This window comes from Hymenobacter gelipurpurascens, from assembly GCF_900187375.1.
In the GTDB taxonomy this organism is placed as follows: Bacteria; Bacteroidota; Bacteroidia; order Cytophagales; family Hymenobacteraceae; genus Hymenobacter; species Hymenobacter gelipurpurascens.
The window spans coordinates 179810-205200 of record NZ_FYEW01000002.1 but is presented as its reverse complement, the minus strand read 5'-3'; the positions used below and the strand labels follow the sequence as shown (position 1 = coordinate 205200).

The following is a 25391-nucleotide window of genomic DNA, read 5'->3' as shown; positions in this document are numbered from 1 at the left end:
CTACCGTTTTCGCTTTTACTAAAACGACCCCAATTGCGCAGGCAGTTGGGGTCGTTTTGTTTCTAAGCTCCACTATATAGTCGGGTTCTTATTCTATCTTGCCTTGAGTTATTTTAGTACCATACCTGCAGTAGCGCTACTATATAACGCTTTCCATAGCCGATGTGCTTGTTTACTTTCTTATCTACTCTTCTTAGACTGTGCCCAAAAACTATCTATTACATACCACCAGTCTTGTTATGCTAGGCGTTGGTTTGCTCACAAGTTGCCAAACTACCTATTCCGCACTACCAGCAGCCGGTGGCTTTGGTACTGTTTCAACCGCCTCAGCACCTGCTAGGCCAGTGATGGAAGAGCCCGAAGCGCTTGTTGCCTCTGTTGCTGCGCAGCCGTTCCTGCTAACTACCTCACGCCCGCAGGCGGCAGAAGACGGAGCCGTTAAAATGGACCAAGGCGCCGCACCGTACCATGCTCTTCGCCCAATTACTGGCCTACAAGCACAATCACCTGATACGCTGCTTCAGCAGAAGCAGGCAGAGGTTCCGCGCCAGTTTGGGGTTACGCAAGCGGCACATATAGCAGGTGGAGTGTTAGTACTAGCGGGCGGAATCACCACCATTAGCGGGTTACATTCCGATGAACCCGGTTTTGAGCCATTAGCCATCGCAGCGCTGGGTGTTATCTTGGCCGTTGTTGGCGGAGCCATGCTGCTTTTCAGAGGCAAAACTGCCCGCCGGCGCCAGAAACAAGCCTAGTAGCTCTTAACTATAGTTAAAGTGGCCTAGCCGTCAACCAGACGTGCTAGGCCACTTTGCATTACATCGGGTCCACATCGGCCGCAATACGGGCCTGCTTAAAATCCTTATGGTCGCGCACTAGGTTAATGGACTCCAGAATATCGGCTTTAGCAGCGCGCACCACGGTATGCTCACGGCTGAGCTTCACCGTGATTTCCTGGAGGTAAAAATTCCGGATGCGGAAGATATACGGTGCCTCAGGACCCAGCACAGCCTCGCGCCCGAGCCGGTCCACGAGCTCCTGGGTCAGTAGAATAGCTGCTTTCTCGGCCAGTACCGGGTCCATGTGCTTTACCGTGAGCCGAATGACACGCATGAACGGCGGGTAACCGTGCTCGCGCCGCTGCAGAATCTCGTACTCGTAAAATTCCAGGTAGTCGTTGCGAATCACCTTGTCGAAGATGACTTGCTGCGGGTCGCCGGTCTGGATGATGACTTTGCCTTTCTTGCCCTTGCGGCCCGCCCGCCCGCTCACTTGCACAAACATCTGGAAAGCGCGCTCGTGCGCCCGGAAGTCGGGGTAGTGAATGATACTGTCGGCGTTAATGATGCCCACCAAGCTCACATTGGCAAAGTCAAGGCCCTTGGTTACCATTTGGGTGCCTACCAGCACGTTGGTCGTCTGCTTCTCGAAGTCAGAAATAATCTGCTGATACGAGTTTTTGGCGCGGGTAGTGTCCAGGTCCATGCGCTGCACGCTGGCCTCGGGCAGCATAATCTTCAGGTCGTCTTCCAGCTTTTCAGTGCCGAAACCTACGGTTTTAATGTTGCGGGAGCCACAGGCCGGGCATTCCACAGGCATCCGGTCGTGGTAGCCGCAGTAGTGGCAGCGCAGTTCGTGGGCGTGCTTGTGGTAGCTCAGGCTTACGGCGCAGTTCTTACACTTCGGAATCCAGCCACAATCAAGGCAATTGATGAAGGGCGCGTAGCCGCGGCGATTCTGGAACAAAATCACCTGCTCCTTGGCGGCCAGCTTACGCTCCATTTCCTGCATCAGCTCCGGCGTGAAGTGGTTAAGCATGGTTTTCTGCTCCCGCGACTTACGCGTATCTACCAGTTCAATTTCCGGTAGGCCTGCCTCACCAAAGCGTTTCGTGAGCGAAACCAGCCCATAGCGCCCGGTGCGCGTCTGGTAGTAGGTTTCCACGGAAGGCGTGGCCGAGCCCAACAGCGTTTTGGCACCCTGGAAGTTGGCCATCATCAGGGCCACCTCGCGGGCGTTGTAGCGCGGGGCCGGGTCGTACTGCTTGTAGCTCGATTCGTGCTCCTCGTCTACAATCAGCAAGGAGAGGTTATCGAAGGGCAGAAACACAGAGGAGCGTACGCCTACCACCACCTGAAACCGGCCGGATAGGACGCCGTTCCACACTTCCACCCGCTCGTTATCCGAGAATTTTGAGTGATATACGCCCAGTCGTGAGCCAAACACGCGCATCAGGCGCGTCACAATTTGAGCTGTAAGGGCAATTTCGGGCAGCAGGTACAGCACCTGACCGCCGCTTTCCAGCGCCTGCCGAATCAGGTCGATATAGATTTCTGTTTTGCCGGCACCTGTCACGCCGTGGAGCAGCACAATATCCTGGGTCTGAAACTGCCGCATGATATCGGTGTGGGCTTCCATTTGTGCCTCACTCAGCGTGAAGTGCATGTTGGCCACCTCATCGTCTTCCATTGGAAAGCGCGACACAATCACATCAAACTGCTCCAGAATACCGTTTTTGATGAGCGTATTTACCGCCGAAGGGGAGAGGTGCGGGGCGCTGGTCAGGGCTGCCTTCTCCATGCCCTTGTGGTTGGAGTGCTCATTCTGATACACGGGAACGCGCTGCAGATAGCGCATCAGCACATCCAACTGCTTGGCCTTGCCGGCCAACTGGGCGAAAAGCTGCTCCAATGCAGCTTCGGCCACATACCGGTGGGCCAGACGCACCTTTTTCACCACCTTGGGTGAGTACTTATCAGACATGTGCTCAAACAGGAACACCACATCCTTCTGCATCAACGACTTGATGTACTTATGGAAAGAAGCAATGCCCAGCAGCTCGCCAATCTCAGTGAAGGTCATCGACTTACCTTCCTCGCCGGTGCTTAGCGCCTCTACAATCTTCTGCTCCTGCTCACTCAGTGGGTAAGGGTTCGTTTCGGTCTCGAAAGCTGGGTGCAGCTGCACGCGGCTCTCGGAGCTAAGCTTGAGAGCGGCCGGCAAAGCGGCATTAATCACCTCGCCCAGTGTGCAGAGGTAATAATCGGCCATCCAACGGAACAGCTTCAGCTGCGGCTGCGTCACGACGGGCGCATCGTCGATGAACTCCAGAATGTACTTGGCCTGGTAGTTGGCGGGCGGCGTTTCGTGCACGGCCGCCACAATGCAGCTCAGCGTCTTTTTAGCCCCAAACTGTACAATTACGCGTCCCCCAATTACCACTTGATCATTCAGCTCAAACGGAACGCGGTAGGTGTAGAGCTTAGGCAGCGGCAACGGCAGAATAACGTCCGCAAATAGCGTAACGCGGTCGGCGGCCGGTTCCGGCTGCGGCTGAACAAAGTCAAACGTGAGGCTCAAAAGAAATCAGAAACAGAAAGCGAATAGTAAAGATAGCCGACCAGCTTCAATGAATAGAAGCCCTGTTCAGATTTGGTCCTAGGCCAGTTCTATATAGTTGGTTTGGCATAGGGCGCTTTCTAGGCCACCCTGCTGCCTGCCAACAGCCAAACGCTATGAGGGGCTGGTTTACTGAACTGATCGATTCCTGAAAGCAAGAGGAGGGGGTCGGCATTAACCGCGAATAAGAACAAAACAGAAAACCCGACTCTTGGGGGCCGGGTTTCCGCACTTCTTCAAAAAGAACAGCCAAGGGAATCCGCTTTGCGCTGGAAAACCTGGGTTGCCCACTAGGCCAGTTTACGTCGTTTCCTCAGAACTGCTGTCGGTTGCTGGCTTACGCCGGGGTGGCCTAGCACGGCGGGGAGCTGGTGCGGCCTTTGCTGCCGCTGGTTCTGCCTCTGCAGCGGGTGCAACGGGAACTGCCTTTTTACGGCTTGGTGCTTTCTTGGATGCCGGAGCTGCCGTATCAGCAGAAGCAGCGGGTGCAGTTGCTTCGGTAGCCTTAGGGGTTGCTTTCCGGGCCGGCCGCTTTTTGGGAGTAGCGCCAGTGTTTTCAGCAGGGGCCACTGGCAAAACTTCGGTTGGAAGTATCACAGGGGATTCCGGCGTCGGCTGCACAGCTGCCTTACGTGGCGCGCGTTTCGGACGAGCTTTCGCCACAACGGGCACAGCAGGTTCGGGCACCACCGGAGTAGGTGCTACGGGTGTTGCGATTGGCTGGACTTCCACAACAGGCGTAGCACTTACCGAGCCTACGGCTGCAGCCGACTCCGCTGCCTGAGCTACCCGGTCTTTGCCCGCGTTGCCACGGTTGCGGCCGGCTCCACCACGACTACGGCTGCGGCTTTTAGCGACAGGAGGTGTAGTAGCAGGAGCCGAAGCTACAGTCGGGTCTTGTAACTCCGTTGCGGATTGTACGAGCGGTGCTTCTAGGCCTGTCGGAGGTGTTTCCGTGAGCATAGCCGCAGCTTCGTCGGTAGCGGGCACCGCATACAATGGCTGCCGATTACCACGGCGCGGGTCGCGGTTTCCCTGCTGCCGAGGCTGCCTTTCCGGTCGGTTGCGCTGCCGCGTTTCTTGGATAGAAGAGCCTCGGGCATCCTCATTAGCACGAATGATTTCCGGTGCCGACACCGAAACAGACTGAGGCTCTGCCTGTACAGCCGGGGTAGCAATTCCTTCAGAAGGAAGCTTGGAAACAGTTCCGAACAGTTCAGCTTCCGATATATACGTGATGCCTTCGGTTGTGCTAACATCTTCGTCGTTTTCAGCACCGTGCTCACCCGGATCAGGTGTGGGGTGGCCTACAGCAGTGATTTCAGTCGCTGAGTCCACTCCAGACGGTTCTGCCTCTGCCGCTAAACGGGCAGCCTTACGCTTGCTGCGCTTAGCACCTCCTCTCGAACGACGCTTCTTTTTGCGGACGGGCAGATCTTGGTCTGATTCTCCATCGATGGAAGAAGTCTGCTCCGTAAGCAGGTCTTCCTCGTCGGCGTATTCCAATTCTTCACCGGAGTAAGCTGACTCGTAGGCCACCTCAGGGCTAGCCGTAAGCTCTTCCTGCTGCTCATACTCCTCGTCGTCGGCTTCCGTCAACAAGCCACTGCCTTGGCTGAGTAACCTTGCCTGGGAGTCATCTGCTTCTTCAATTTCAGCGGCTTCCTCCTCGAGAAAGTTCTCGTCCTCGTCCTCATCGGGCTCGGGTAAGGGTGGGGGAGGAGGTAAAGGTAAAGTGGCCAGTTCTTTTTCTATATGGAGCAACTCCATTCGCACGTCAGCTTGCGTGCTCAAGCGCTGCAGCCGCGCTAAGGTCCCCTCCAGGAACTGCCGGTGCTCAGGAGCTGCAATGTATAGCGGCCGATGATTGAGAGCCTGACGAATGCTTTCCCACTCCTTTTTGAAACGGCCAAAAGCTGTATCGAAATACGTACGCGTGAATCGCTCCCAGATGTAGTTTTCCGCCACGTCGGAAGGATGCAGCATATCCGCTGCATAAAAACGATAATCTCGCAAATCATCCAGCAACAACTCGTAGGCCGGGAAGTACGAAACATCAGGCAGCAGCTCGCTCAGGTAGTGGCAGGCCACCCGCAGCATCGATTTGCTGACAGAGCTAAGCGCTAACGTTTCCTTCAGATGCCGAACGGGGCTCACCGTCAGAATAAAGCGCAAGCGCGGATTAATACGCCGCAGATAAGCATGCGTTTCGGCTACTGCAGCAATAATCTCATCCGCTGATAGTAGCTCTTTCTCGAATTTATCAGCCGGAAGTTTATGGCAATTGCTGATAATCTCCTGCGTGTCCTGAAGCCGGTAGGCGAAGGCAGTACCTAAGGTCAGCACTACCGCATCCGCGGTAGCCAGAAACACCCCGGTATCGCGAACGAGGCGCTGAATGTGCTGAAGTAACTCAACCGGCGAATCAGCACCTAATGTGGCATGCAGGTCATAGCTCTGCCAGCGGCCACGAGCTTCTACTACGTGTTGTTGCCAGTCTATATCTTCTCCTGCGGCTGCTCGCAGCAGTTTGCACGCAGAAATCGGGTTGAAAACAGTGCCAAAAGGATTAACGAGTGTTGCCACCTTATAATCAGACAGGCGGTTTCCAATAGAATCCGAAAAGCATGAGCCTATCGTCAGCACCCGCGCGGTAGGCGGCAGCTGCTGTGGATGAGGGGTAAGTGGTAGTTCAGTGCGAAACATTTCTCCTTGATAAGGCCTAAAACGGCCAACGGACAAGCAACCTACTCAACATCGCTCGTTCGGCCAAAATACCTAGGATGGATGGAGTCACGAAACGTGAGTAGAGTATTTCTATAAAGTAAAGGGTAGTACGGTTTCTAAAGAGAAAGACTAGCCTTTGTAGCCAAAAAAGCCCGGCTACCGAAGCAGCCGGGCTTTTCCAAGCGTTTATAGAATAGCTTATTCAGCTACTACGTTAAAGCGCACTTTGTGTTTTACTTCGCGGTGCAGGTCCACCGTAGCAGTGTACTCGCCAACAGCGCTAGGCTCCGAGTCGAACGACAGGCGCTTGCGCTCCACATCGATGCCCTTTGCCTTCAGCGCGTCTGCCAGTTGCAGTGTGGTTACACGGCCGAAGATGCGGCCGCTTTCACCCACCTTAGCAGGGATATCAATTACCACATCACCGATCTTGTCAGCTACTGCCTGAGCATCAGCTTTTACTTTCTCGGCTTTGTGAGCAGCCTGACGTACGTTCTCGGCTACGATTTTCTTATTGGTTTTGTCGGCCAGGATAGCCAGACCCTGCGGGAGCAGGTAGTTACGGCCGTAGCCAGGCTTTACAACAACAGTGTCGTTCTTGTAGCCCAGGCCTTTAACGTCGTCTTTCAGAATTACTTCCATGTCTTTTTTAGTATTGAGTAGCGAGAAGTTAGAAGTGAGGAATTAAGCGGTAAGCAGAAAAGCCCACTTCTCACTTCTCAATACTAATGTCTATTTCAACGAGTCGGTTACGTAAGGCATCAGGGCCAGGTGACGAGCTTTCGCTACCGCCTGAGCTACTTTACGCTGGAACTTCAGGCTGGTGCCCGTGATACGACGTGGCAGGATGCGGCCCTGCTCGTTCACGAACTTCAGCAGGAAGTTCGGGTCTTTGTAGTCTACGTACTTAATGCCGTTCTTCTTGAAGCGGCAATATTTCTTGCGCGTATCCTGCTTGTGGATTTTTTCGTTGGCGAGGCTCATCTTCTTTCTACTGGGCTACGGCTTCCGATTGTTTAGCTTTCTGCTGGTTCATCTCGCCCTTACGACGACGCTCACCGTAGGCTACGGCGTGCTTGTCCAGAACGGTGGTCAAGAAGCGGATAATACGCTCGTCGCGGCGGAAAGCCAGCTCCAGCGTATCTACTATGTTGCCCGAGCCAGTAAACTCCACGAGGAAGTAATAACCGGTGGACTTCTTCTGAATTGGGTACGCCAGTTTCTTGAGGCCCCAAGCTTCAGTGTTGATAATGTCGGCGCTATTTTCCTTAAGCACCTGGGTGAACTTCTCGACCGTCTCTTGCACTTGGCTCTCGTTCAGAACGGGAGTCAGAATGAAGACCGTCTCGTAATTTCTTACTTCCATTACGACGGGGTGAATTGTGTGAAAAACCTAAATTGAGGGGCAAAGGTAACAGCTTTTACACCTATTTCTATATAGAAAGAAAAATTATTCGCATTCCTAGGCCTATTAAGCATTTGATTATCAAATGGGAAAACCTTCGGTTATATTATACAGTTGAAAATCTGAGACCATTTGAATTTGCAAAGTTATAGTGAGCAAGTGTGGCGAAGGCTGGAATCTGGGTATCAGACATAAGGAGCTATGCTGTCATTAGTGATGGCAGGTAGATTTCATCAGAATGTCTTTTTAGACTAATTCCAGACAAGCGTCAAAGGGCGAAAATTAGCGGAAGCTGGTTTGTTCTCTGCGTTCTCCGACCTACATTTGTGGCCTTGGAACACCCCCGAGTTTCTTTTTTCCCGTCAAACTGTGCTATGAATAGCATCCGACTTCGTTCTCTTCCCCACCTCCTTCTCGCTCTGTTTCTGACGCTTGCAGCCTATGGACAATCCATGGCACAAACGGTAGGATCGGCCCCGGCCGTGAGCAAGGAAGGTGTGGCGCCCGGCGCTACGGCCGGTGCAACTCCCGCTACGGCGGCCGCTCCCGCCGCAGGCGGTGGTGATGCTGCTGCCATTGCTGCCGGTGATGCCCTGTTTAAAGGCAACTGTGCCCAGTGCCACGCCGTGAACGACGTAGTAGTAGGTCCGGCCTTGGCTGGTATCTCTAAGCGTCGTCCAATGTCCTGGATCATTCCATGGGTAAAGAATTCCAGCAAAATGGTTGCCAGCGGCGACGAATATGCTGTGAAGATCTTCAATCAGTATGGGAAGCAGCAAATGCCAAGCTTCCAGCTGTCCGATCAGGAAATTACCTCTATCGTAGCTTGGGTTACGTCGCAGGAGGGTCAGGCTCCAGCTGGAACTGGCTTAAATGCAAAGAGCGGTGATCAGGCTGCCGTAGATGGTACTGCCGCAGCTGCTGGAGACGAGGCTGGTTCTGGCAAGTACATGAACGTACTGCTCATCGTATTGGTGGTAGTGCTCATTGTGTTGGTGGTAACACTAGTTATCATCGCCAACATCATGAAGGATGTGTTGCGTGGTCGGAAAGACTTAGATGGTCGTGATGTTGAAATCGTTGATCAGCGCTTTGACTTCTCGAAGATTTATAAGTCTACTGCCGTTCGTGCCATTGTAGGAGTTGTATTTGTGTTAGCGGTTCTCTACGAATCGGTGCAAGGAGCTATGGGTGTAGGCCTCACACAGGGCTACCAGCCTACGCAGCCGATTGCCTTCTCGCACAAGCTGCACGCTGGTGAGAACCAGATCAATTGTGCCTATTGCCACACCTCAGTGTATAAGAGCAAGTCGGCCAATATTCCTTCGGCTAACATCTGTATGAACTGTCACTCGCAGATCAAAACAGAGTCTCCTGAAATCAAAAAAATCTACCGTGCCATCGAGCGTAAGCAGCCTATCCAGTGGGTGCGTGTACACAACCTACCTGACTTAGCCTACTTCAACCACTCGCAGCATACCCAAGTGGCAGGCCTAGAGTGCCAGACTTGCCATGGTCCTATCCAGAACATGGAGGTTGTATATCAGTACTCTCCTCTCACAATGGGCTGGTGCATTAACTGCCACCGCGAAACCCCATTGAACACGAAGGGAAATGCTTATTACGATAACCTCGTGAAACTGCATGACACCAAGAATGGTGCAGTGCCCTTCACTGTAACATCGAACGGTGGAGCCGAGTGCTCGAAATGCCACTACTAGTAAAATAGGTCTTCGCAACGGCGGGCTTGGTTCCCACTAAGTTTGGCGTTACGAAGACCTAATTCACGTTACATAAGTCTACTTGGAGACTGTACGGACTATATACTCCCGAGTCCCTAAGCCCCTAAGCCCCTAAGTCCCCAAAATCACGATGCAAGAGTCGCCTAAGTACTGGAAGGGAATTGAGGAACTGGAGAATTCACCAGAGTTCGTGAAAGGTGCTTTCACGGAGTTTGCTGATTTCCTGCCGGTAAAAGACAGCCATGGATCTTCGGATGCCACGGTAGCGCCACGCCGCGACTTCCTCAAACTCATGGGCTTCGGTATTGCCGCAGCCACCCTGGCCAGTTGCGAAACGCCTGTTAGAAAGGCCATCCCGTATCTGAATAAACCTGAAGAGGTTGATCCAGGCATTGCTAATTTTTACGCCTCCACTTATTTCAACGGTCAGGATTACAACAGCATCCTGGTGAAAACCCGTGAGGGCCGTCCGATTAAGTTTGAAGGAAATCCAGAGTCTCCCATCACACGTGGTGGCTTATCTGCTCGGGCGCAAGCTGCCGTGCTAAGCCTGTACGATGGTGGACGTCTGAAGAATTTTGCGATTGATGGTAAGCCAGCTGAAAAAGACCTCGTAGATCAACGAGTTCGTGCCGCTTTGGCTAGCACTACTGGCAAAATCGCCATTGTGTCACCTACCATCATCAGCCCCTCTACCAAGAAAGTTATTGCTGAGTTTGCCTCGCGCTACCCGAACACTGAGCACGTGATGTACGACGTGAATTCAGCTTCAGGTTTGCTGCGGGCTAATGGCGGAGTACTGCCTGCTTACGATTTCAGCAAGGCTGGAATTATTGTAAGCTTTGGCGCTGATTTCCTAGGTACTTGGCTGTCTCCAGTTGAGTATGCTCAGCAGTACGTCACCAATCGTAAAGTATCGCGTGACAAAAAGACCATGTCGCGCCATTACCAGTTCGAAACGGCGTTGACGCTTACTGGCTCAAATGCAGACGTTCGCGTTGCACTAAAGCCTTCCGAGCAGGGAGAAGCAGTATTAGCTCTTTACAATTTGGTTGTAGGAGGTGGCACTGGTGCTACCTATTCCAATGAGCAGCTTAAGAAGGCTGCTGCCGATTTGAAGGCAGCTGGAAATGGTGGCCTAGTAGTTTCAGGTTCTAACGATCCTGCTGTCCAGGCGTTGGTTGCTGCAATCAATGCTGCTTTAGGTTCTACTGCTGTTGATGTAGCAAATCCTTCTCTGATTCGCCAAGGCGATGACGCACGAATGGCTCGCTTAGTACGTGAAATGAACGGAGGCCAAGTTGGCGCTGTCATTTTCTATCACGCTAACCCCGCTTACGACCACCCATTGGCGGAGCAGGTAATTGCCGGCATCAAAAAGGTTAAAACCACAGTTTCGCTGAACGACCGTCTTGATGAGACGGGTAGCCTGTGTACCTATTCTGCTCCCGACCATAACTTCTTGGAGTCATGGAACGACTACGAGCCTAAGCGTGGCTTCCTGAGTCTTGCTCAGCCAGTTATTACGCCGTTGTTTGCCACTCGTCAGGCTCAGGATTCACTCCTGACTTGGGCCGGTAACCCCACCAGTTACTACAATTACCTCCGCAATCAGTGGAAAGGTGTACTGGGTGGTAACTTCCAGAAAGCGTGGGATAAAGCTGTGCATGACGGCGTAGCTGTTGGAACTGCTTCGCCTGCTGCAGTAGCTCAAGTTGCTCCAGCAATGGACGCTTCAAGCGCTATTGCTGCTATCAAGTCAGCACCAAAAGCTGCTGGTGTGGAGCTTGCCATCTATGAAAAAGTAGGGGTAGGCAGCGGGGCTGAAGCAAACAATCCCTGGTTGCAGGAATTGCCTGATCCTGTATCTAAGGCCACTTGGGGTAACTATGTTGCAGTGCCCCGCTCGATGGCTGTAGAGAAAAAGTGGGAGCAGGGGGACGTTGTAAAGGTGTCTGCTAACGGCAAGTCAGTTGAACTGCCCGTTCTGATTCAGCCTGGCCAGGCCAACGGTACTGTAAGCATTGCTCTGGGTTACGGCCGTACGAAAGGCGGTAAAGTAGCCGATGGAGTTGGCGCCAATGTCTTGCCTCTAGCTGCAATGCGCAATGATGCTATCGTTTACGCGAATGCTGTAGAGATAACAAGCACCGAAGGCAAATCGCCTATTGCGCAAACCCAGACTCACCACACTATCATGGACCGCAAGCCGGTCGTGCAGGAGTCAACGCTGAAGCAATATATCGAGAACCCCAAGGAGGTTACAGAGTACGAAACCATCTCGACACCTGATGGGCCTCAAAAGCCTAACAAGGTATCGTTGTGGCAGGATTACGAATACAAGAACCACCATTGGGGGATGGCCATTGACCTGAACTCATGCATTGGTTGTGGTTCTTGCGTAATTGGTTGTCAGGTTGAGAACAACGTAGCCGTTGTAGGAAAGCAGGAAGTAATCAACCGTCGTGAGATGCACTGGATGCGTATCGACCGTTATTACAGCTCTGATGCACATAAGGAGGACTTTGAAACAAAAGGCAAGCTAGCTACATACGAAGCTATGGAGCATCCTTCGGATAACCCGAAGGTCATCTTCCAGCCAATGCTTTGCCAGCATTGCAATCATGCTCCCTGCGAAACAGTATGCCCAGTATTGGCTACTACTCACAGCTCGGAAGGTCTTAACCAGATGACCTACAACCGTTGTGTGGGTACTCGTTACTGCGCAAACAACTGCCCTTACAAGGTGCGTCGTTTCAACTGGTTCTCTTACTACTCTAACGAGAAGTTCGAAACCGTAAACGGGCATATGTTCACCGACCTCGGTCGGATGGTATTGAACCCCGATGTAACGGTGCGGGCACGTGGTGTAATGGAGAAATGCTCGTTCTGCGTGCAGCGTATTCAGCTCGGTAAGCTAGAAGCCAAGAAGCAGAAGCGTCGTCCACAGGACGGTGAGATTGTTTCAGCTTGCGCCCAGTCTTGCCCCACCCAAGCGATTGTATTCGGCGATATGCGTGATCCAAACTCGCGTATTTCGCAGGTCCTTCGTCGTGAAGACGGCGAACGTGCTTTCCACGTTCTCGACGCCATCAATGTTCAGCCGAACATTACGTATCTGACCAAGATCCGTAATACGGAAGAAGAAGTTCGTAACGCCTAGAAATTGAGCCATAGGGAAGGGCCATCTGGCTCTAGGCCACATAGCCCTTCCCGTCTACTCCTTTAAGTCCAAACACTATGCAGCACGTATCGCCTGTACGGGAGCCGCTCGTAACCGGGGGGAAAACGTACCACGACGTCACACAGGATGTGTGCCGCCAGGTAGAAGCCGCCCCTAATATCCGGTGGATGGCCGCTCTGAGCGTTGCCCTCATTCTCCTCGGCGTATTCTTTTACTCTGTATATCGTACCCTTTGGTATGGTATCGGAGAGTGGGGTTTGAATAAAACCGTAGGCTGGGCCTGGGATATCACCAACTTCGTATGGTGGGTAGGTATCGGTCACGCTGGTACACTGATCTCAGCAGTACTGTTGCTGTTCCGTCAAAAGTGGCGGACCTCCATCAACCGAGCGGCAGAGGCAATGACCATCTTTGCCGTAATCTGCGCAGCTATGTTCCCCGTGCTGCACATGGGCCGTCCATGGTTGGCATTCTACGTATTTCCCCTGCAAAACACACTGGGGTCGCTGTGGGTAAACTTCAACTCCCCTCTGTTATGGGATGTGTTTGCCATCTCGACTTACTTTACTGTTTCGCTGGTATTCTGGTATACAGGTCTAGTTCCTGACTTTGCTACCATTCGTGACCGTGCGAAAGGCCCTATCGCTAAAGTGGCCTACTCGCTGCTAAGCATGGGCTGGAAAGGTTCTGCCAAGCACTGGTCGCGTTACGAAACTGTGTCTTTAATTTTGGCTGGTGTTTCTACGCCACTGGTACTCTCGGTACATACTATTGTATCGATGGACTTTGCCACTTCGGTGGTTCCAGGCTGGCACACTACCATCTTCCCTCCCTACTTCGTTGCCGGAGCTATCTTCTCAGGCTTCGCCATGGTACTCACGCTGATGCTTATCACACGTGTTGTGTTCAAGCTGGAAGACTACATCACTATTGAGCACATCGCCCTCATGAATAAGATCATGATGGTTACGGGTTCGATAGTAGGGGTGGCCTACATCACCGAGTTTTTCATTGCTTGGTATTCGCAGGTTGAATTTGAGCAGTATGCTTTCATCAACCGTGCTACTGGACCTTATTGGTGGGCTTACTGGTCGATGATGACCTGCAACGTAATTACGCCGCAGCTGGTATGGATTCGCCGCGTACGGTACAGTATCCCTCTGACCTTTGTTCTTTCGATCATCGTGAACATTGGTATGTGGTTCGAACGCTTCGTGATTATCGTAACCTCGCTGCACCGCGATTACCTGCCATCGAGCTGGGCTATGTTCTCGCCCACTATTATCGACGTTGGTATCTACGTAGGTACAATTGGTCTATTCTTCACCTTGTTCCTGCTTTTCGCTAAATTCTTCCCTGTAATCAACATGGCAGAAGTAAAAGCGGTATTGAAGTATACGGTTGATAACGGTCCCACTTATACCGGGCACGATCCGCATCAGCACGCTCCTCATCAAACCACCACCCACGGCGTGCCTGCCTCGGCTCCCGTAAACTATGACAAGCATGACTAAGCGCTTCGCCCTCGGCATCTTCGAAGACGAAGACGTGCTGCTGCACGCCGTTGAAAACGTTCGCGAGGCGGGCGTGAAAATCTACGAAGTCTTTACCCCGTTTCCGATTCACGGCATTGATGATGCCATGGGTATCGAACGTTCTCGTTTGCCTATCGCAGCTTTCTTCTTCGGCTTAACTGGCCTATGCTTCGCGCTGTGGCTGCAGATCTACACGCTAGGCTTTGACTGGCCCATGATAATTGGTGGTAAGCCGCATATCGCGCTGCCCGCATTTATCCCAGTAACGTTCGAACTGACGGTACTATTCTGCTGCCATGGGATGGTGATAACCTTCTATACCATTAGCAAGCTTTACCCTCGTTGGAAGACTCCAGTACTGGATGTGCGTTCCACGGATGACAAGTTTGTAATGGCCATTGAGGTAAACGAAAATACCGACATGACTAAATTGTCGCAGTTGTTGCGCGATAACGGTGCTTCTGAGGTGAACCAAAAAGAAATGTCCAAGTTCTAATGACGCATTCGCTGAAAATAACTCTGCAGGCGTCGGCGGTACTGCTGGCATCGGTGTTCACCACCGCCTGCAACCGCGCCGATGATCCGGGTGTAGAATATGCTCCGGAGATGTACGAATCCATTCCGTACGAACCCCTGCGCCAGACAAGTGCTAATACGATTAACCCAATGGGGATTAACGAACGCACTCCTGCTGTAGGTACAGTAGCACGTGGCAAGCTCAATTACTACTCTCACATTGGTAAGGATAGTGTTGGTATTGCTGAACGTACTTTAAAAGAGCCTTACTCGTACACAAAGGCTAACCTAGCCGAGGGCCAGACTCTTTATACGCGCAACTGCCAACACTGCCATGGTGAGCAAGGAGATGGGCAAGGACCAGTAGGCATAAAGTACAAAGGTGTGCCGAACTACTCGACTGGTGCTTACAAAACCATGAACGAAGGACACATCTATCATGTGATCCAATGGGGTAAAGGCCGCATGATGCCACATGGCTCACAGGTTAACCCTGAGGAACGCTGGAAGATTGCTATGTACGTCCGGATGCTGCAGGAAGGAAAAGGCCCAGATGGTCTAACCGATTTCCTAAAGGCAAAAGGAATGTCTGCTACTGATTCGGCTACGACAATAAATCCGACTGAGCAGCTGCCAGTGCAAGAAGCACAGGCTGATAAGGCTTCGACTACCCCTGGCCAAGGTGATAAAGCACGTAACGGAACGGCGAACTAACTGATATGGCAACTCTGACGCATCACGAAACGGTGACGGCTGAATACCTGGAGGTTTCGCCGAACGCACGTAAACGGTTTATCACCATCATTGTTGCTGGTGTAATAGTACTAGCTATCGGTTTGATAGTTGCAGCTATGGGTATTGGTGCTGGAGCCCATGAGGGGGCAGCAGCAGCCCATGGAGCAGCAGGCGCCGGTCATGAGGGTACAGGGCATCATGGTAGCCCCATCTGGCTTAAGCGCTTCATCGTAAGCCTTTGGCACAATAATGTGTTCTTCACCGGGGTATCCGTAATTGGTACTGTGTTCATGGCTATCCAATATGTGGCCTACGCTGGTTGGTCAGTACTGATTAAGCGCATCAATGAAGCATTGAGTGCTTGGGTACTGCCAGGTGGCATATTGATGGTCATCATTTTTGGTATCGGCCTGATTAACCATGACATATTCCACTGGACTCTGCCTGGCATCATGACCAAGGGCAACGCTAACTATGATGCTATCATAGCTGGCAAGTCTGGGTTCCTAAGTGTTCCTTTCTACCTGATTCGTACGATTTCCTATGTCGTTATTTGGGTAGTGTTCACTAACAAGTTGCGCACTTTGTCGCTGGAAGAGGACTTAAACGGTGGAACTGTTTATTTTCATAAAAGCATTACTGCTTCTGCTTTGTTCTTGGTGCTTTTCGCAGTTACCTCGTCAATGGCAGCTTGGGACTGGGTGATGTCTATTGACACTCACTGGTTCTCGACAATGTTTGGTTGGTATGTGTTTGCCTCATGGTGGGTATCAGGTATTGCTGCCACAACACTTTGCGTGATTCTGCTGAAACAAGCTGGTTACCTGCAATTCATCAAAGAAGGCCATTTGCACGATCTAGGCAAGTTTATGTTTGGCTTCAGCATTTTCTGGACCTATGTATGGTTCTCCCAGTTTATGCTGATCTGGTATGCTAACCTGCCTGAAGAAGCGGTTTATTACAACCAGCGTTTAGGGGGCTTTAATGGTCAGTATACTTGGATCTTCTTTTTTAATCTGATTATCAACTTTGTGTTCCCTTTCCTTGTTCTTATGACACGGGATGCAAAGCGTCAGATGATCATGATGAAGATCGTGAGTATTGCCATTCTGGTGGGTCACTGGTTCGACTTCTATTTAATGATCATGCCAGCAACTATGCAGGCAGAGAATGGGTTTATCATTGAGATTGGGACTGCATTAATTTTCTTAGGTTCTTTCCTTCTCTTGTTCACGAAACGCTTATCTCAGGCCTCACTGGTGCCGGTTCATCATCCATTCTTGGATGAGAGTGTGCACCATACGACCTAATCATAAACCTGGGTATTGGGAGGTAAGCAGCATCATAGTTACACGGCTCTTACTTCCAATCTCTCACAGTTTCAGTTTATCCCTTTCTCATGACTGCACTTGGTATTCTTCTGGTATTGGCGTTGCTGCTGGTCGTTTTCGGCCTGCTGTTTCGTCTCCAGATTCTGACCTCTATTTTCTCGGGTAGTTCCACACGTGAAATTGGAGCGAGTAACCGTGTAAACGCTATCCTCTTCATCATCTTCATGGTTGTAGGTGGGGCTGCTTTTGCCTGGTCATTTGTCGATAACTTCGATAAAATGAACCCGCCAATCGCGTCAGTTCACGGACATGCTACGGAACGCATGTTCTGGACGACGATGATCATTCTGGGTATTGTGTTTACGCTGACCCATATTTTGCTATTTGTGTACTCTTACAAGTACCAGCACAAGGAAGGCCGTCGGGCATTTTTCTTTCCCCACAATAACAAGATAGAAATTATCTGGACCCTGATTCCTGCTATTGTTATGGCAGGTCTGGTGTTTGCTGGTTGGAAGGAGTGGTCGCGTATTACTGGTCCTGCTCCTAAGGATGCTGTAGTGGTTGAAGTAATGGGCAAGCAGTTTAATTGGCTTGTACGTTACCCAGGTCGTGATCAGAAACTAGGGTTGGTAAATTATCGTCTGATCGATGCTACCAATGAATTTGGATTTGATTTGAACGATAAAAGCGGCCTAGACGACTTCGTAGCTCCTGAGATCCATATTCCTAAGGGTCATCCAGTGCTACTCCGCATTCGTTCACGTGACGTATTGCACGCTGTATACATGCCGCACTTCCGAGTGCAGATGTATGCAGTACCGGGTATGCCGACTAAGTTTTGGTTTACACCTACCAAAACGACAGATGAAATGCGCGCTCAGACAGGCAACCCTAAATTCAATTACGAGCTAGCTTGTAACCAGATTTGTGGTCGTGGTCACTTCGCTATGAAGCTGAACATTGTAGTAGATGAACCAGATGATTACGTTGCTTGGTTCTCACAGCAAAAGTCCTTCTCGGAGCAAAACCCAGATGTCTTGGCTAGCTTCAAACAGAAAACTGCCAAGCTGGCAGTAAACGAGGCTGCTGTTCCTGCTGCTACAGTAGTTTCTACTGCTAAAGCATCGCTTTAATTTAACTTAATCGTACGCTTCTCATATGGCTTCTAATCAAGCGCAAGTGCAAGGTGGGGTCGGGGCAACCGAACCCGGTGTATCGCACGACGAGCACGCGCACCACGACGAGCACCACGAGCAAGGCTTCCTTTCCAAATATGTCTTCAGCACAGACCACAAGGTAATTGCCAAACAATTCCTGATCACTGGTATGCTGTGGGCTATTATTGGTGGCACTCTCTCCAGCTTATTTCGCCTGCAGTTAGGCTGGCCTGAAGCTACTTTGGAATGGCTTCAGCCGTTTCTAGGTAAATGGATCGAAGCTGGGAAGCTTAATCCAGAGTTTTATCTGGCCCTAGTTACGATGCACGGCACCATCATGGTGTTCTTTGTACTGACGGCTGGTTTATCTGGTACATTCTCCAACTTCCTGATTCCGCTGCAGATTGGAGCCCGTGACATGGCATCGGGCTTCATGAACATGCTCTCGTACTGGTTCTTCTTTGTATCGAGTGTCATTATGTTCACCTCTCTCTTCATTGAGACAGGTCCTGCTTCAGCCGGTTGGACAATTTATCCACCGCTGAGCGCTTTGCCCCAGGCTATCCCTGGCTCAGGTGCTGGTATGACGCTGTGGCTGGTTTCAATGGCTCTGTTCATTGTATCACAGTTGTTGGGTGGTGTAAACTATATCACCACTGTTATCAACCTGCGTACGCAAGGCATGTCGATGTCGAAATTGCCCCTTACCATTTGGGCCTTTTTCCTCACGGCAATACTAGGCCTGTTGGCATTCCCTGTGCTATTTTCAGCTGCTCTTCTGCTGATATTTGACCGCTCATTCGGTACGTCCTTCTTCCTCTCGGATATTTACATTGCCGGTCAGGCGCTGCCAAATACTGGTGGTTCGCCCATCTTGTTCCAGCACTTGTTCTGGTTCTTGGGTCACCCAGAAGTGTACATCGTAATCATGCCAGCAATGGGTATGGTTTCTGAAATTCTGGCAACCAACGCACGCAAGCCTATTTTCGGCTACCGTGCTATGATTGGTTCGCTGCTGGGTATCTCTCTGCTTTCGTTCGTTGTATGGGCTCACCATATGTTCGTGACGGGTATGAATCCGTTCCTTGGGTCGGTGTTCATGTTCCTGACCCTAATTATTGCTGTACCGTCAGCTGTAAAGACGTTCAACTGGTTGGCCACTCTGTGGCGTGGTAACATCCGATTTACGGCAGCTATGCTGTTCTCTATCGGCTTTGTTTCACTGTTCATTGCAGGTGGTCTTACCGGCATCGTGCTCGGCAACGCTGCCCTAGACATTCAGATGCACAATACATACTTCGTGGTAGCTCACTTCCACTTAGTAATGGGTTCATCGGCATTCTTTGGTCTGTTTGCTGGTGTTTACCACTGGTTCCCAAAAATGTTTGGTCGTCATTTGGACGAGAAACTGGGTTACATTCACTTCTGGCTGACGTTCATTGGCGTGTATTTGGTGTTCCTGCCGATGCACTACGTAGGTATTGCTGGTTTCCCCCGTCGTTACTACGCCTGGACTGGTTTCGATACTTTCAGCCAGTTTGCTAATCTGAACAAGTTCATCTCGGTGGCTGCGATTCTGGCATTCTTTGCTCAGTTTGTATTCATCTTCAACTTCTTCTTTAGCATCTTCCGTGGCCGTCGCGCTAGCGAGAACCCGTGGAACTCCACCACTCTGGAGTGGACGACGCCAGTAGTACCTGGTCACGGCAACTGGCCTGGTGCTATCCCAGCCGTACACCGCTGGCCTTACGACTACAGCAAGCCTGGTGCTGCTGAAGACTTCATTCCGCAGAACGTTCCTTATTCACAGACGCAGTCATCTAACCTGCCTTACGAAAAGGAAATGGAGTAGAGCCTGTTAGGCTATATGACTTCTGAAACGGGCCGCTGTATCTACGGCGGCCCGTTTTTGTTTAAGCGAAATACCGGCATCGGCTTAGTCGGTGTCGGTATTTCGCATTTAGCGAAGCAAACAGCACATGTAAACTGTTTGCATTACACACTTGCTCTTTTAAGTTATGCCTGTTCCTGACTACGTCCGGCGCTTTCGGTTTATTGGAATACTCACAGTAGTTGCCGTGTATATTCTGATTCTGGTGGGAGGTATTGTGCGCAGTACCGGCTCCGGAATGGGATGTCCGGATTGGCCCAAATGTTTCGGTACCTGGGTACCCCCAACTCATATCAGCCAATTGCCAGTCAATTACAAAGAGATATACACTACCCAGCGGGTAGAAAAGAACAAAAAGCTGGCTGCCAAGCTAGAACGGATGGGATTTCATCAAGTGGCTGGTGATATTTTCGCTCATCCTACCCAATACATTGAGACTGACTTCAACCCTGTAAAAACTTGGATTGAATATGTTAACCGCTTGATCGGGGCACTGATTGGCGTGTTTGTGTTCTTAACGGTAGTATTCGCGTTGCCCTATTGGAAACGCGACAAGCCTGTATTCTGGCTTGCTTTTGCCTCGTTCATACTGACGGGTGTTCAGGGCTGGCTAGGTTCACTGGTAGTTTCTACCAACCTGTTGCCCATTATGGTGACAATTCATATGGGTCTGGCCCTACTGATCGTAGCTATGTTAATTTACGCTGTTGATCGTTCACAGGGGGCTCCCGCTGGTCAGCAACCTATCCGCGCTATTGCAGGCCTTACTACTTGGCTTTGGATAGGCATTATTTTAACCTTTGGGCAGATTGTGCTGGGCACTCAAGTGCGGGAGCAGATAGATATGGTAGCGTTTGCCAATAACTACTTAAACCGAGCGGAGTGGATAGAGCAGCTTGGCGGATCTTTTCGCTTTCATCGCACCTTCTCTGCTGTGCTATTACTGGTAAACGTATACCTGGCCTACCGACTGTACTTATTGCCAGCTGTGCGGCTACACAAAATGGCAACTGCTATTCTGGTGTGCGTAGGCGGCGAAATTCTTGCTGGTGTTCTGTTGGCCTACTTCGCATTTCCGGCAGTAGTGCAACCTGTTCACCTTACACTGGCTACCCTCTTGTTTGGTGCTCAGTTTCTAGCACTCATTGCTTACCGTCGGGTTACTAAACTGCAACCGCAGACTGCTATTCCGGCTGTTGTTGCGTAACTTTGCGGGCCCATTCCGGGAGCGATTTACCCGGCCTCTTGTTTGTATAGTTGATGAGTAAAGCCAAGGCGTTTTTTCAGTTAATCAAATTTCGGCTTGCGCTGACGGTGGCTTTTTCCAGCGCCATCGGCTATTTGCTGGGAGCCCATGAGCTGAACTGGGGAAAAGCAGTATTGGTAATGTTGGGTGGCCTAGCAGTTACGGGTTCCGCAAATACCATTAACCAGATTTTCGAGATTGATCTCGATAAACAAATGAAGCGCACCGCCAATCGGCCGCTTCCCATGGGTGTGTTGTCGGTGACCGAAGCGTGGGTATTCACTGCTGTGCTAGGTGGCCTAGGCTTAGGTCTATTGACCTACTTCTTCAACCCTTTGGCAGCGGCACTGTCGTTGGTTTCATTGATTCTGTACGGCTTTATATACACCCCCCTAAAAACCATCTCGCCGATCTGTGTAGCAGTAGGAGCCATTCCAGGTGGCCTACCACCACTCATTGGGTGGGTAGCCGCTACGGGCTATCTTGGGATTGAGGGTTGGATTCTTTTCGGAATTCAGTTTATGTGGCAGTTTCCTCACTTCTGGGCCATTGCCTGGGTGCTGGATGATGACTACAAAAAGGCCGGTTTCAAAATGCTGCCGACACCAGGGAAGAAAGACCTGCGCACCGCTTTCCAGATCATGACCTACACTTTGGTTCTGATTCCACTGAGTCTGCTGCCATTCTACTTTGGTATGACGAACACTACGTATCCTATGGTAGCGGCCATATGTGGGGTGCTTTTTCTAATGCAAACGTTCTATTTAATGCGCACTGTCAGCAAAAAAGCTGCAATGAGCATCATGTTCGGATCTTTTCTTTACCTACCTATCGTACAGATAGCGCTGGTATTGGATAAGGTCTAACTGTGAGACTGGTAGGCCAGTGCAAAGCAGTGTAAAACCTGCAGTATCTGGCCAAAATGACGCACAAATCCAAGCTGCTACTTGTTGTCATAGTAGTAGGCCTAGCGTCTGGCTTATTCTTGGTTTTTTCTAATTCAACAATTGTATGCATCCTGCAGAAGCATTAAGCACCAAGCAGCCCGCCACCGGAATTCACCCGTTGCGGTTCCTGCTTTGGCTCATGATGGTAGCAAGTACCATGATTTTTGCGGCCTACACCAGCGCCTACATCGTTCGGCGTGAAGAAGGCAACTGGCTGGAGTTCGATTTGCCAGGCGGGTTTCTTATTACCACCTGCATCATTATACTAAGCTCCATTACCATACAGTGGGCGTGGTTTGCAGCTCGCAAAGACGAGCTGAATCAGGTACGGGTAGGTGTGTTACTAACCTTCCTGCTGGGAGTAGCGTTTCTTGTCGGGCAATGGATGATGTGGGGCCAGTTAGTGGAAAATCGAATCTTTTTTGGTGGTACAGATGCCAACCCTTCTGGCTCTTTTCTGTATGTATTAACCGGAGTACACGGATTTCACCTGATTAGTGGCCTTATCTTTTTGCTGATAGTGCTGCGTAAAAGCTTTAACTATCAGGTGCATTCCCGCCAAATGCTCTCTATTGGCAACGTGACCATCTTCTGGCACTTCCTAGGCGCGCTTTGGTTGTACCTGTATTTGTTCCTACTTTTGAACCACTAGATTTTCGTCAACCCCCCTGCACGCTATGTCCACCATTTCCACGACGCAGACGATTCCTGATTCCGCCCTGGATAAGCCGCGCACCGGCACCTGGGACGGAGGAAACGAGCCCTTCAAAGCTAGCTATGGCAAGCTGATGATGTGGTTCTTCCTGCTGTCGGACGCTTTCACGTTCGCTGCCTTCCTGACTACTTATGGCCTGATCCGTCATCGCTACGCTGCGTTTGATGAGAAAATTCACGGTGCCTTTAAGTTCTCTACTGATTACTGGCCTGTTCCAGATCAGGTATTCAACGCCTTCCCTGGCCTGCACGGTATGAACGTGCCCCTGGGCTTCGTGGCCTTGATGACCATGATTCTTATCTTCAGCTCTGTAACCATGGTACTGGCGGTAGAAGCTGGCCATCGGATGGATAAAGCAGATGTGCAGAAGTGGTTGCTGTGGACGATTTTGTTTGGTGCTACCTTCTTGAGCTCACAGGCATGGGAGTGGAGTCACTTCATCGGTGGTCATGAGGAGCCTACGCTTATGGCGGATGGTACAAAGTTCTTTGGGGCAAACCTGGCGATGAACCAGTATGGTCCGGTGCTTTTTGCTGACTTGTTCTTCTTTATCACTGGTTTCCATGGCACGCACGTATTCTCCGGCGTATGTCTGTTGGTGTATTGCTTCATTGCAACTACCAACGGTACTTTCGAGAAGCGCGGTCATTACGAGATGGTGGAAAAAGTAGGCCTATACTGGCACTTTGTAGATCTGGTGTGGGTATTCGTCTTCACCTTCTTCTACCTCGTTTAATTTTCATTTATACCCTGCCATCGGCTTGCTACCATGTAGACCGGTAGCAGGGTTCTTAGCTCTCTTACAACAATGGCTAATCACGCATCTACGGCTCCTGCGCAGATCGGAGAGATTCCAAAGCCTAACACAGGCTGGATCTGGAAAACGTTCTTCGTGTTGGTGGGTATCACGGCACTGGAATTCGTGTTCGTATTCCTGATGGAACCCAGCACCCTTCGCAATTCCATTTTCATTATCCTCACGATCTTCAAAGCTTTCTTCATCGTGGCTGAGTTCATGCACCTGAAGCATGAAACCAAAGGCCTGATCTGGACCATACTCATCCCGATGGCACTGCTCATCTGGCTGCTGGTTGCCCTGATTACTGAAGGAAATGCCATCGGCACAGCTGTCGATAACCTAGTTTCTTAAAGAATGAGGCCCAGGCAAACACTTGTGTTGGGCCTTATTCTGCTGGTTCCGGTTCTGGCTTTTCTGTTTCTAAAAAGCTTCGGTACTAACCGTTACGCGCTGCCAAATTTCCTGCCCGATCATGTGGATTCCACACAGATTGAGGGAAAGTGGCAGCGCGATACTGTTTTCCACCAGATCGGTGATTTTCGGTTTCAGTCGCAGGCTGGACGGGAAGTGGCCCAAGCGGAACTGGCAGATAAAGGCATGTATGTAGCTAGCTTTTTCTCGACTACCTGCCCCGACATCTGCCCGCGAGTTAATTCGCAGCTTATGCGGGTGCAGGAGAAGTACCGCCGTGAGGGGCGAGTGCGTCTGGCTTCTTTCACCACTGATTCGCACCAGGATTCAGTAGCTATTTTGGCGCGGTATGCTGAACAATACGGAGCTATTGCCGGCAAATGGTTCTTCCTCACAGGCAATGCAGCATCCTTGAACAAAGTGGCTACGGAGGAGTTTCAATTGCCTAGGCCACTACGAGCAGGAAGTACCATGACTCCTAGCTCAAAATTGTTTTTGGTGGACAAGGATCGGCGGGTGCGGGGCATCTACGATGGCACCAAGGAGAAGGAAGTAAATCGGCTCATCACCGAAATTGAAGTATTGCTTTACACCTATGACCACGAATAGTACTGCCGCCAACCCCGGCAACTTCACTAAGTACAAGATACTGGCAGCCATATTAGGAGCAGTCATTCCGGTGGCCGTAGCTATTCTGTACTTTTTTCCGGAGGTATTCCGGATAGAAGGCGCTCAGGTGAAAGCCTTGCCCAAAGTGAATGCTGTGCTCAACTCCTTGACGGCAGTGTTCCTGATAATTGGCTACTATTTCATTCGGCGCAAAGATGTGGCCAAGCACCGAGCCATGATGGGGATGGCGTTTCTGCTAGGCTCACTGTTTCTGGTATCGTATGTGGCCTACCACTCTCAGGTAGCCAGCACAAAGTTTGGTGGTGAAGGCCTTATCAAAGGCATCTACTACTTCATCCTACTGACTCACATTGTATTGGCCGCCGTTACGGTAGGGCTGGTGCTTTTTACTCTCTATTTTGCTTTAACGGAGCAGTTTCAGAAGCATCGGCGAATTGCCCGCTGGACGTACCCTATCTGGCTGTATGTATCTGTAACAGGCGTAATCGTGTACTTCATGATTTCGCCTTATTATACATAGCCGTAAGTGGGAATTGTTCGGTACAACGGTTGTTGTATAAGAGAATAAAAGAGCTTGAAAGGCCCAGCGAAATTCTCATTCACCCGAAATCAATCTGCTGCTTCGGCAGTTAGACAAGTATGAAAAAGATATTTTTTGTCGGAACATTAGCGGTTTTCCTTGGCTTGCTGCTAAGTGTATTTCCTGTGAACGTGCAGGCCCAGTGCACCATGTGCAAAACCCAGGTAGAATCGTCGAGGCAGGATAAAGATGGCTACGACACCACTGGCCTGAACAAAGGAATCCTGTACCTGATGGTGATTCCGTACGTGCTGATGGGTACGGTTGGCTTCTTCTGGTATCGGAATAGCAAGAAGAAAAAGGCGACTACTATCCGCTAACCAGACTACAATTGCCCCACCGGACGGGGTAAATAACAAGCGTTAGGAAATGCCGCCCAAGGGCGGCATTTTTGTTGCTTACCATCAGCGCTCAAGCCCGTAGGGTAGGCCATTCGCT

22 protein-coding genes are annotated in these 25391 nt (G+C 50.8%); 17 read left to right on the top strand and 5 right to left on the bottom strand.

Features of this window, described 5'->3' with window-relative positions; genetic code table 11:
* Positions 1-347 precede the first annotated feature (347 nt).
* Positions 348-755: a hypothetical protein gene (locus CFT68_RS12645; protein ID WP_088843923.1), complete on the top strand. Its 408-nt coding sequence runs from the start codon at positions 348-350 to the stop codon at positions 753-755.
* 61 nt (positions 756-816) lie between these two features.
* On the opposite strand, the gene priA is transcribed toward CFT68_RS12645, so the two are convergent.
* From priA to rpsF, 5 genes are all read right to left on the bottom strand, one after another.
* Positions 817-3360 (bottom strand): replication restart helicase PriA, encoded by a 2544-nt coding sequence (gene priA / locus CFT68_RS12640; RefSeq protein ID WP_088843922.1) that lies wholly within the window; start codon positions 3358-3360, stop codon positions 817-819.
* Between the two features lie 339 nt (positions 3361-3699).
* Entirely contained in the window at positions 3700-6105 is a 2406-nt protein-coding gene (locus CFT68_RS12635) for a GSCFA domain-containing protein (protein ID WP_088843921.1), read from the bottom strand.
* Between the two features lie 219 nt (positions 6106-6324).
* The gene (gene rplI / locus CFT68_RS12630; RefSeq protein WP_088843920.1) at positions 6325-6768 is read right to left on the bottom strand and encodes a 50S ribosomal protein L9; all 444 of its coding nucleotides are present in this window, start codon (positions 6766-6768) and stop codon (positions 6325-6327) included.
* A 90-nt stretch (positions 6769-6858) separates the two neighbouring features.
* Complete coding sequence (gene rpsR / locus CFT68_RS12625) at positions 6859-7110, bottom strand: 30S ribosomal protein S18 (RefSeq protein WP_045687822.1); 252 nt, start codon at positions 7108-7110, stop codon at positions 6859-6861.
* 7 nt (positions 7111-7117) lie between these two features.
* Positions 7118-7492 (bottom strand): 30S ribosomal protein S6, encoded by a 375-nt coding sequence (rpsF, locus tag CFT68_RS12620; RefSeq protein ID WP_088843919.1) that lies wholly within the window; start codon positions 7490-7492, stop codon positions 7118-7120.
* 491 nt (positions 7493-7983) lie between these two features.
* On the opposite strand from rpsF, the gene CFT68_RS12615 reads away from it, so the two are divergent.
* From CFT68_RS12615 to CFT68_RS12540, 16 genes are all read left to right on the top strand, one after another.
* On the top strand, positions 7984-9252 hold the full coding sequence (locus CFT68_RS12615) for a c-type cytochrome (protein ID WP_088843918.1): 1269 nt from the start codon (positions 7984-7986) through the stop codon (positions 9250-9252).
* A gap of 151 nt (positions 9253-9403) precedes the next feature.
* Entirely contained in the window at positions 9404-12436 is a 3033-nt protein-coding gene (locus tag CFT68_RS12610; protein ID WP_088843917.1) for a TAT-variant-translocated molybdopterin oxidoreductase, read from the top strand.
* A 77-nt stretch (positions 12437-12513) separates the two neighbouring features.
* Positions 12514-13971: an NrfD/PsrC family molybdoenzyme membrane anchor subunit gene (gene nrfD, locus CFT68_RS12605; RefSeq protein ID WP_245815385.1), complete on the top strand. Its 1458-nt coding sequence runs from the start codon at positions 12514-12516 to the stop codon at positions 13969-13971.
* On the top strand, positions 13964-14488 hold the full coding sequence (locus CFT68_RS12600) for a DUF3341 domain-containing protein (RefSeq protein ID WP_088843916.1): 525 nt from the start codon (positions 13964-13966) through the stop codon (positions 14486-14488). Before nrfD ends, CFT68_RS12600 begins: the two co-directional genes overlap by 8 nt.
* Complete coding sequence (locus CFT68_RS12595) at positions 14488-15222, top strand: c-type cytochrome (RefSeq protein WP_088843915.1); 735 nt, start codon at positions 14488-14490, stop codon at positions 15220-15222. The genes CFT68_RS12600 and CFT68_RS12595 overlap by 1 nt, the downstream gene beginning before the upstream one ends.
* A 5-nt stretch (positions 15223-15227) precedes the next feature.
* Complete coding sequence (locus CFT68_RS12590) at positions 15228-16553, top strand: quinol:cytochrome C oxidoreductase (protein WP_245815384.1); 1326 nt, start codon at positions 15228-15230, stop codon at positions 16551-16553.
* Positions 16554-16642: 89 nt separating this feature from the next.
* Positions 16643-17710 (top strand): cytochrome c oxidase subunit II, encoded by a 1068-nt coding sequence (locus CFT68_RS12585; RefSeq protein WP_088843914.1) that lies wholly within the window; start codon positions 16643-16645, stop codon positions 17708-17710.
* Positions 17711-17735: 25 nt separating this feature from the next.
* The gene (locus CFT68_RS12580; RefSeq protein ID WP_088843913.1) at positions 17736-19586 is read left to right on the top strand and encodes a cytochrome c oxidase subunit I; all 1851 of its coding nucleotides are present in this window, start codon (positions 17736-17738) and stop codon (positions 19584-19586) included.
* A 166-nt stretch (positions 19587-19752) separates the two neighbouring features.
* On the top strand, positions 19753-20832 hold the full coding sequence (locus tag CFT68_RS12575) for a COX15/CtaA family protein (protein ID WP_088843912.1): 1080 nt from the start codon (positions 19753-19755) through the stop codon (positions 20830-20832).
* 53 nt (positions 20833-20885) lie between these two features.
* Entirely contained in the window at positions 20886-21737 is an 852-nt protein-coding gene (gene cyoE / locus CFT68_RS12570; protein WP_088843911.1) for a heme o synthase, read from the top strand.
* A 145-nt stretch (positions 21738-21882) separates the two neighbouring features.
* On the top strand, positions 21883-22470 hold the full coding sequence (locus CFT68_RS12565) for a cytochrome c oxidase subunit 3 (RefSeq protein ID WP_088843910.1): 588 nt from the start codon (positions 21883-21885) through the stop codon (positions 22468-22470).
* Between the two features lie 25 nt (positions 22471-22495).
* A complete protein-coding gene (locus tag CFT68_RS12560) occupies positions 22496-23269 on the top strand; it encodes a cytochrome c oxidase subunit 3 (protein WP_088843909.1) in 774 nt (257 codons plus the stop codon).
* A gap of 72 nt (positions 23270-23341) precedes the next feature.
* Complete coding sequence (locus tag CFT68_RS12555; RefSeq protein WP_088843908.1) at positions 23342-23683, top strand: cytochrome C oxidase subunit IV family protein; 342 nt, start codon at positions 23342-23344, stop codon at positions 23681-23683.
* A 3-nt stretch (positions 23684-23686) separates the two neighbouring features.
* Positions 23687-24352 carry an SCO family protein gene (locus CFT68_RS12550; protein WP_088843907.1) on the top strand — a complete coding sequence of 222 codons (666 nt, stop codon included), beginning with the start codon at positions 23687-23689 and terminating at the stop codon, positions 24350-24352.
* Positions 24339-24893 (top strand): DUF420 domain-containing protein, encoded by a 555-nt coding sequence (locus tag CFT68_RS12545; RefSeq protein ID WP_088843906.1) that lies wholly within the window; start codon positions 24339-24341, stop codon positions 24891-24893. The genes CFT68_RS12550 and CFT68_RS12545 overlap by 14 nt, the downstream gene beginning before the upstream one ends.
* A 119-nt stretch (positions 24894-25012) precedes the next feature.
* Complete coding sequence (locus CFT68_RS12540) at positions 25013-25273, top strand: hypothetical protein (protein WP_088843905.1); 261 nt, start codon at positions 25013-25015, stop codon at positions 25271-25273.
* Positions 25274-25391 lie beyond the last annotated feature (118 nt).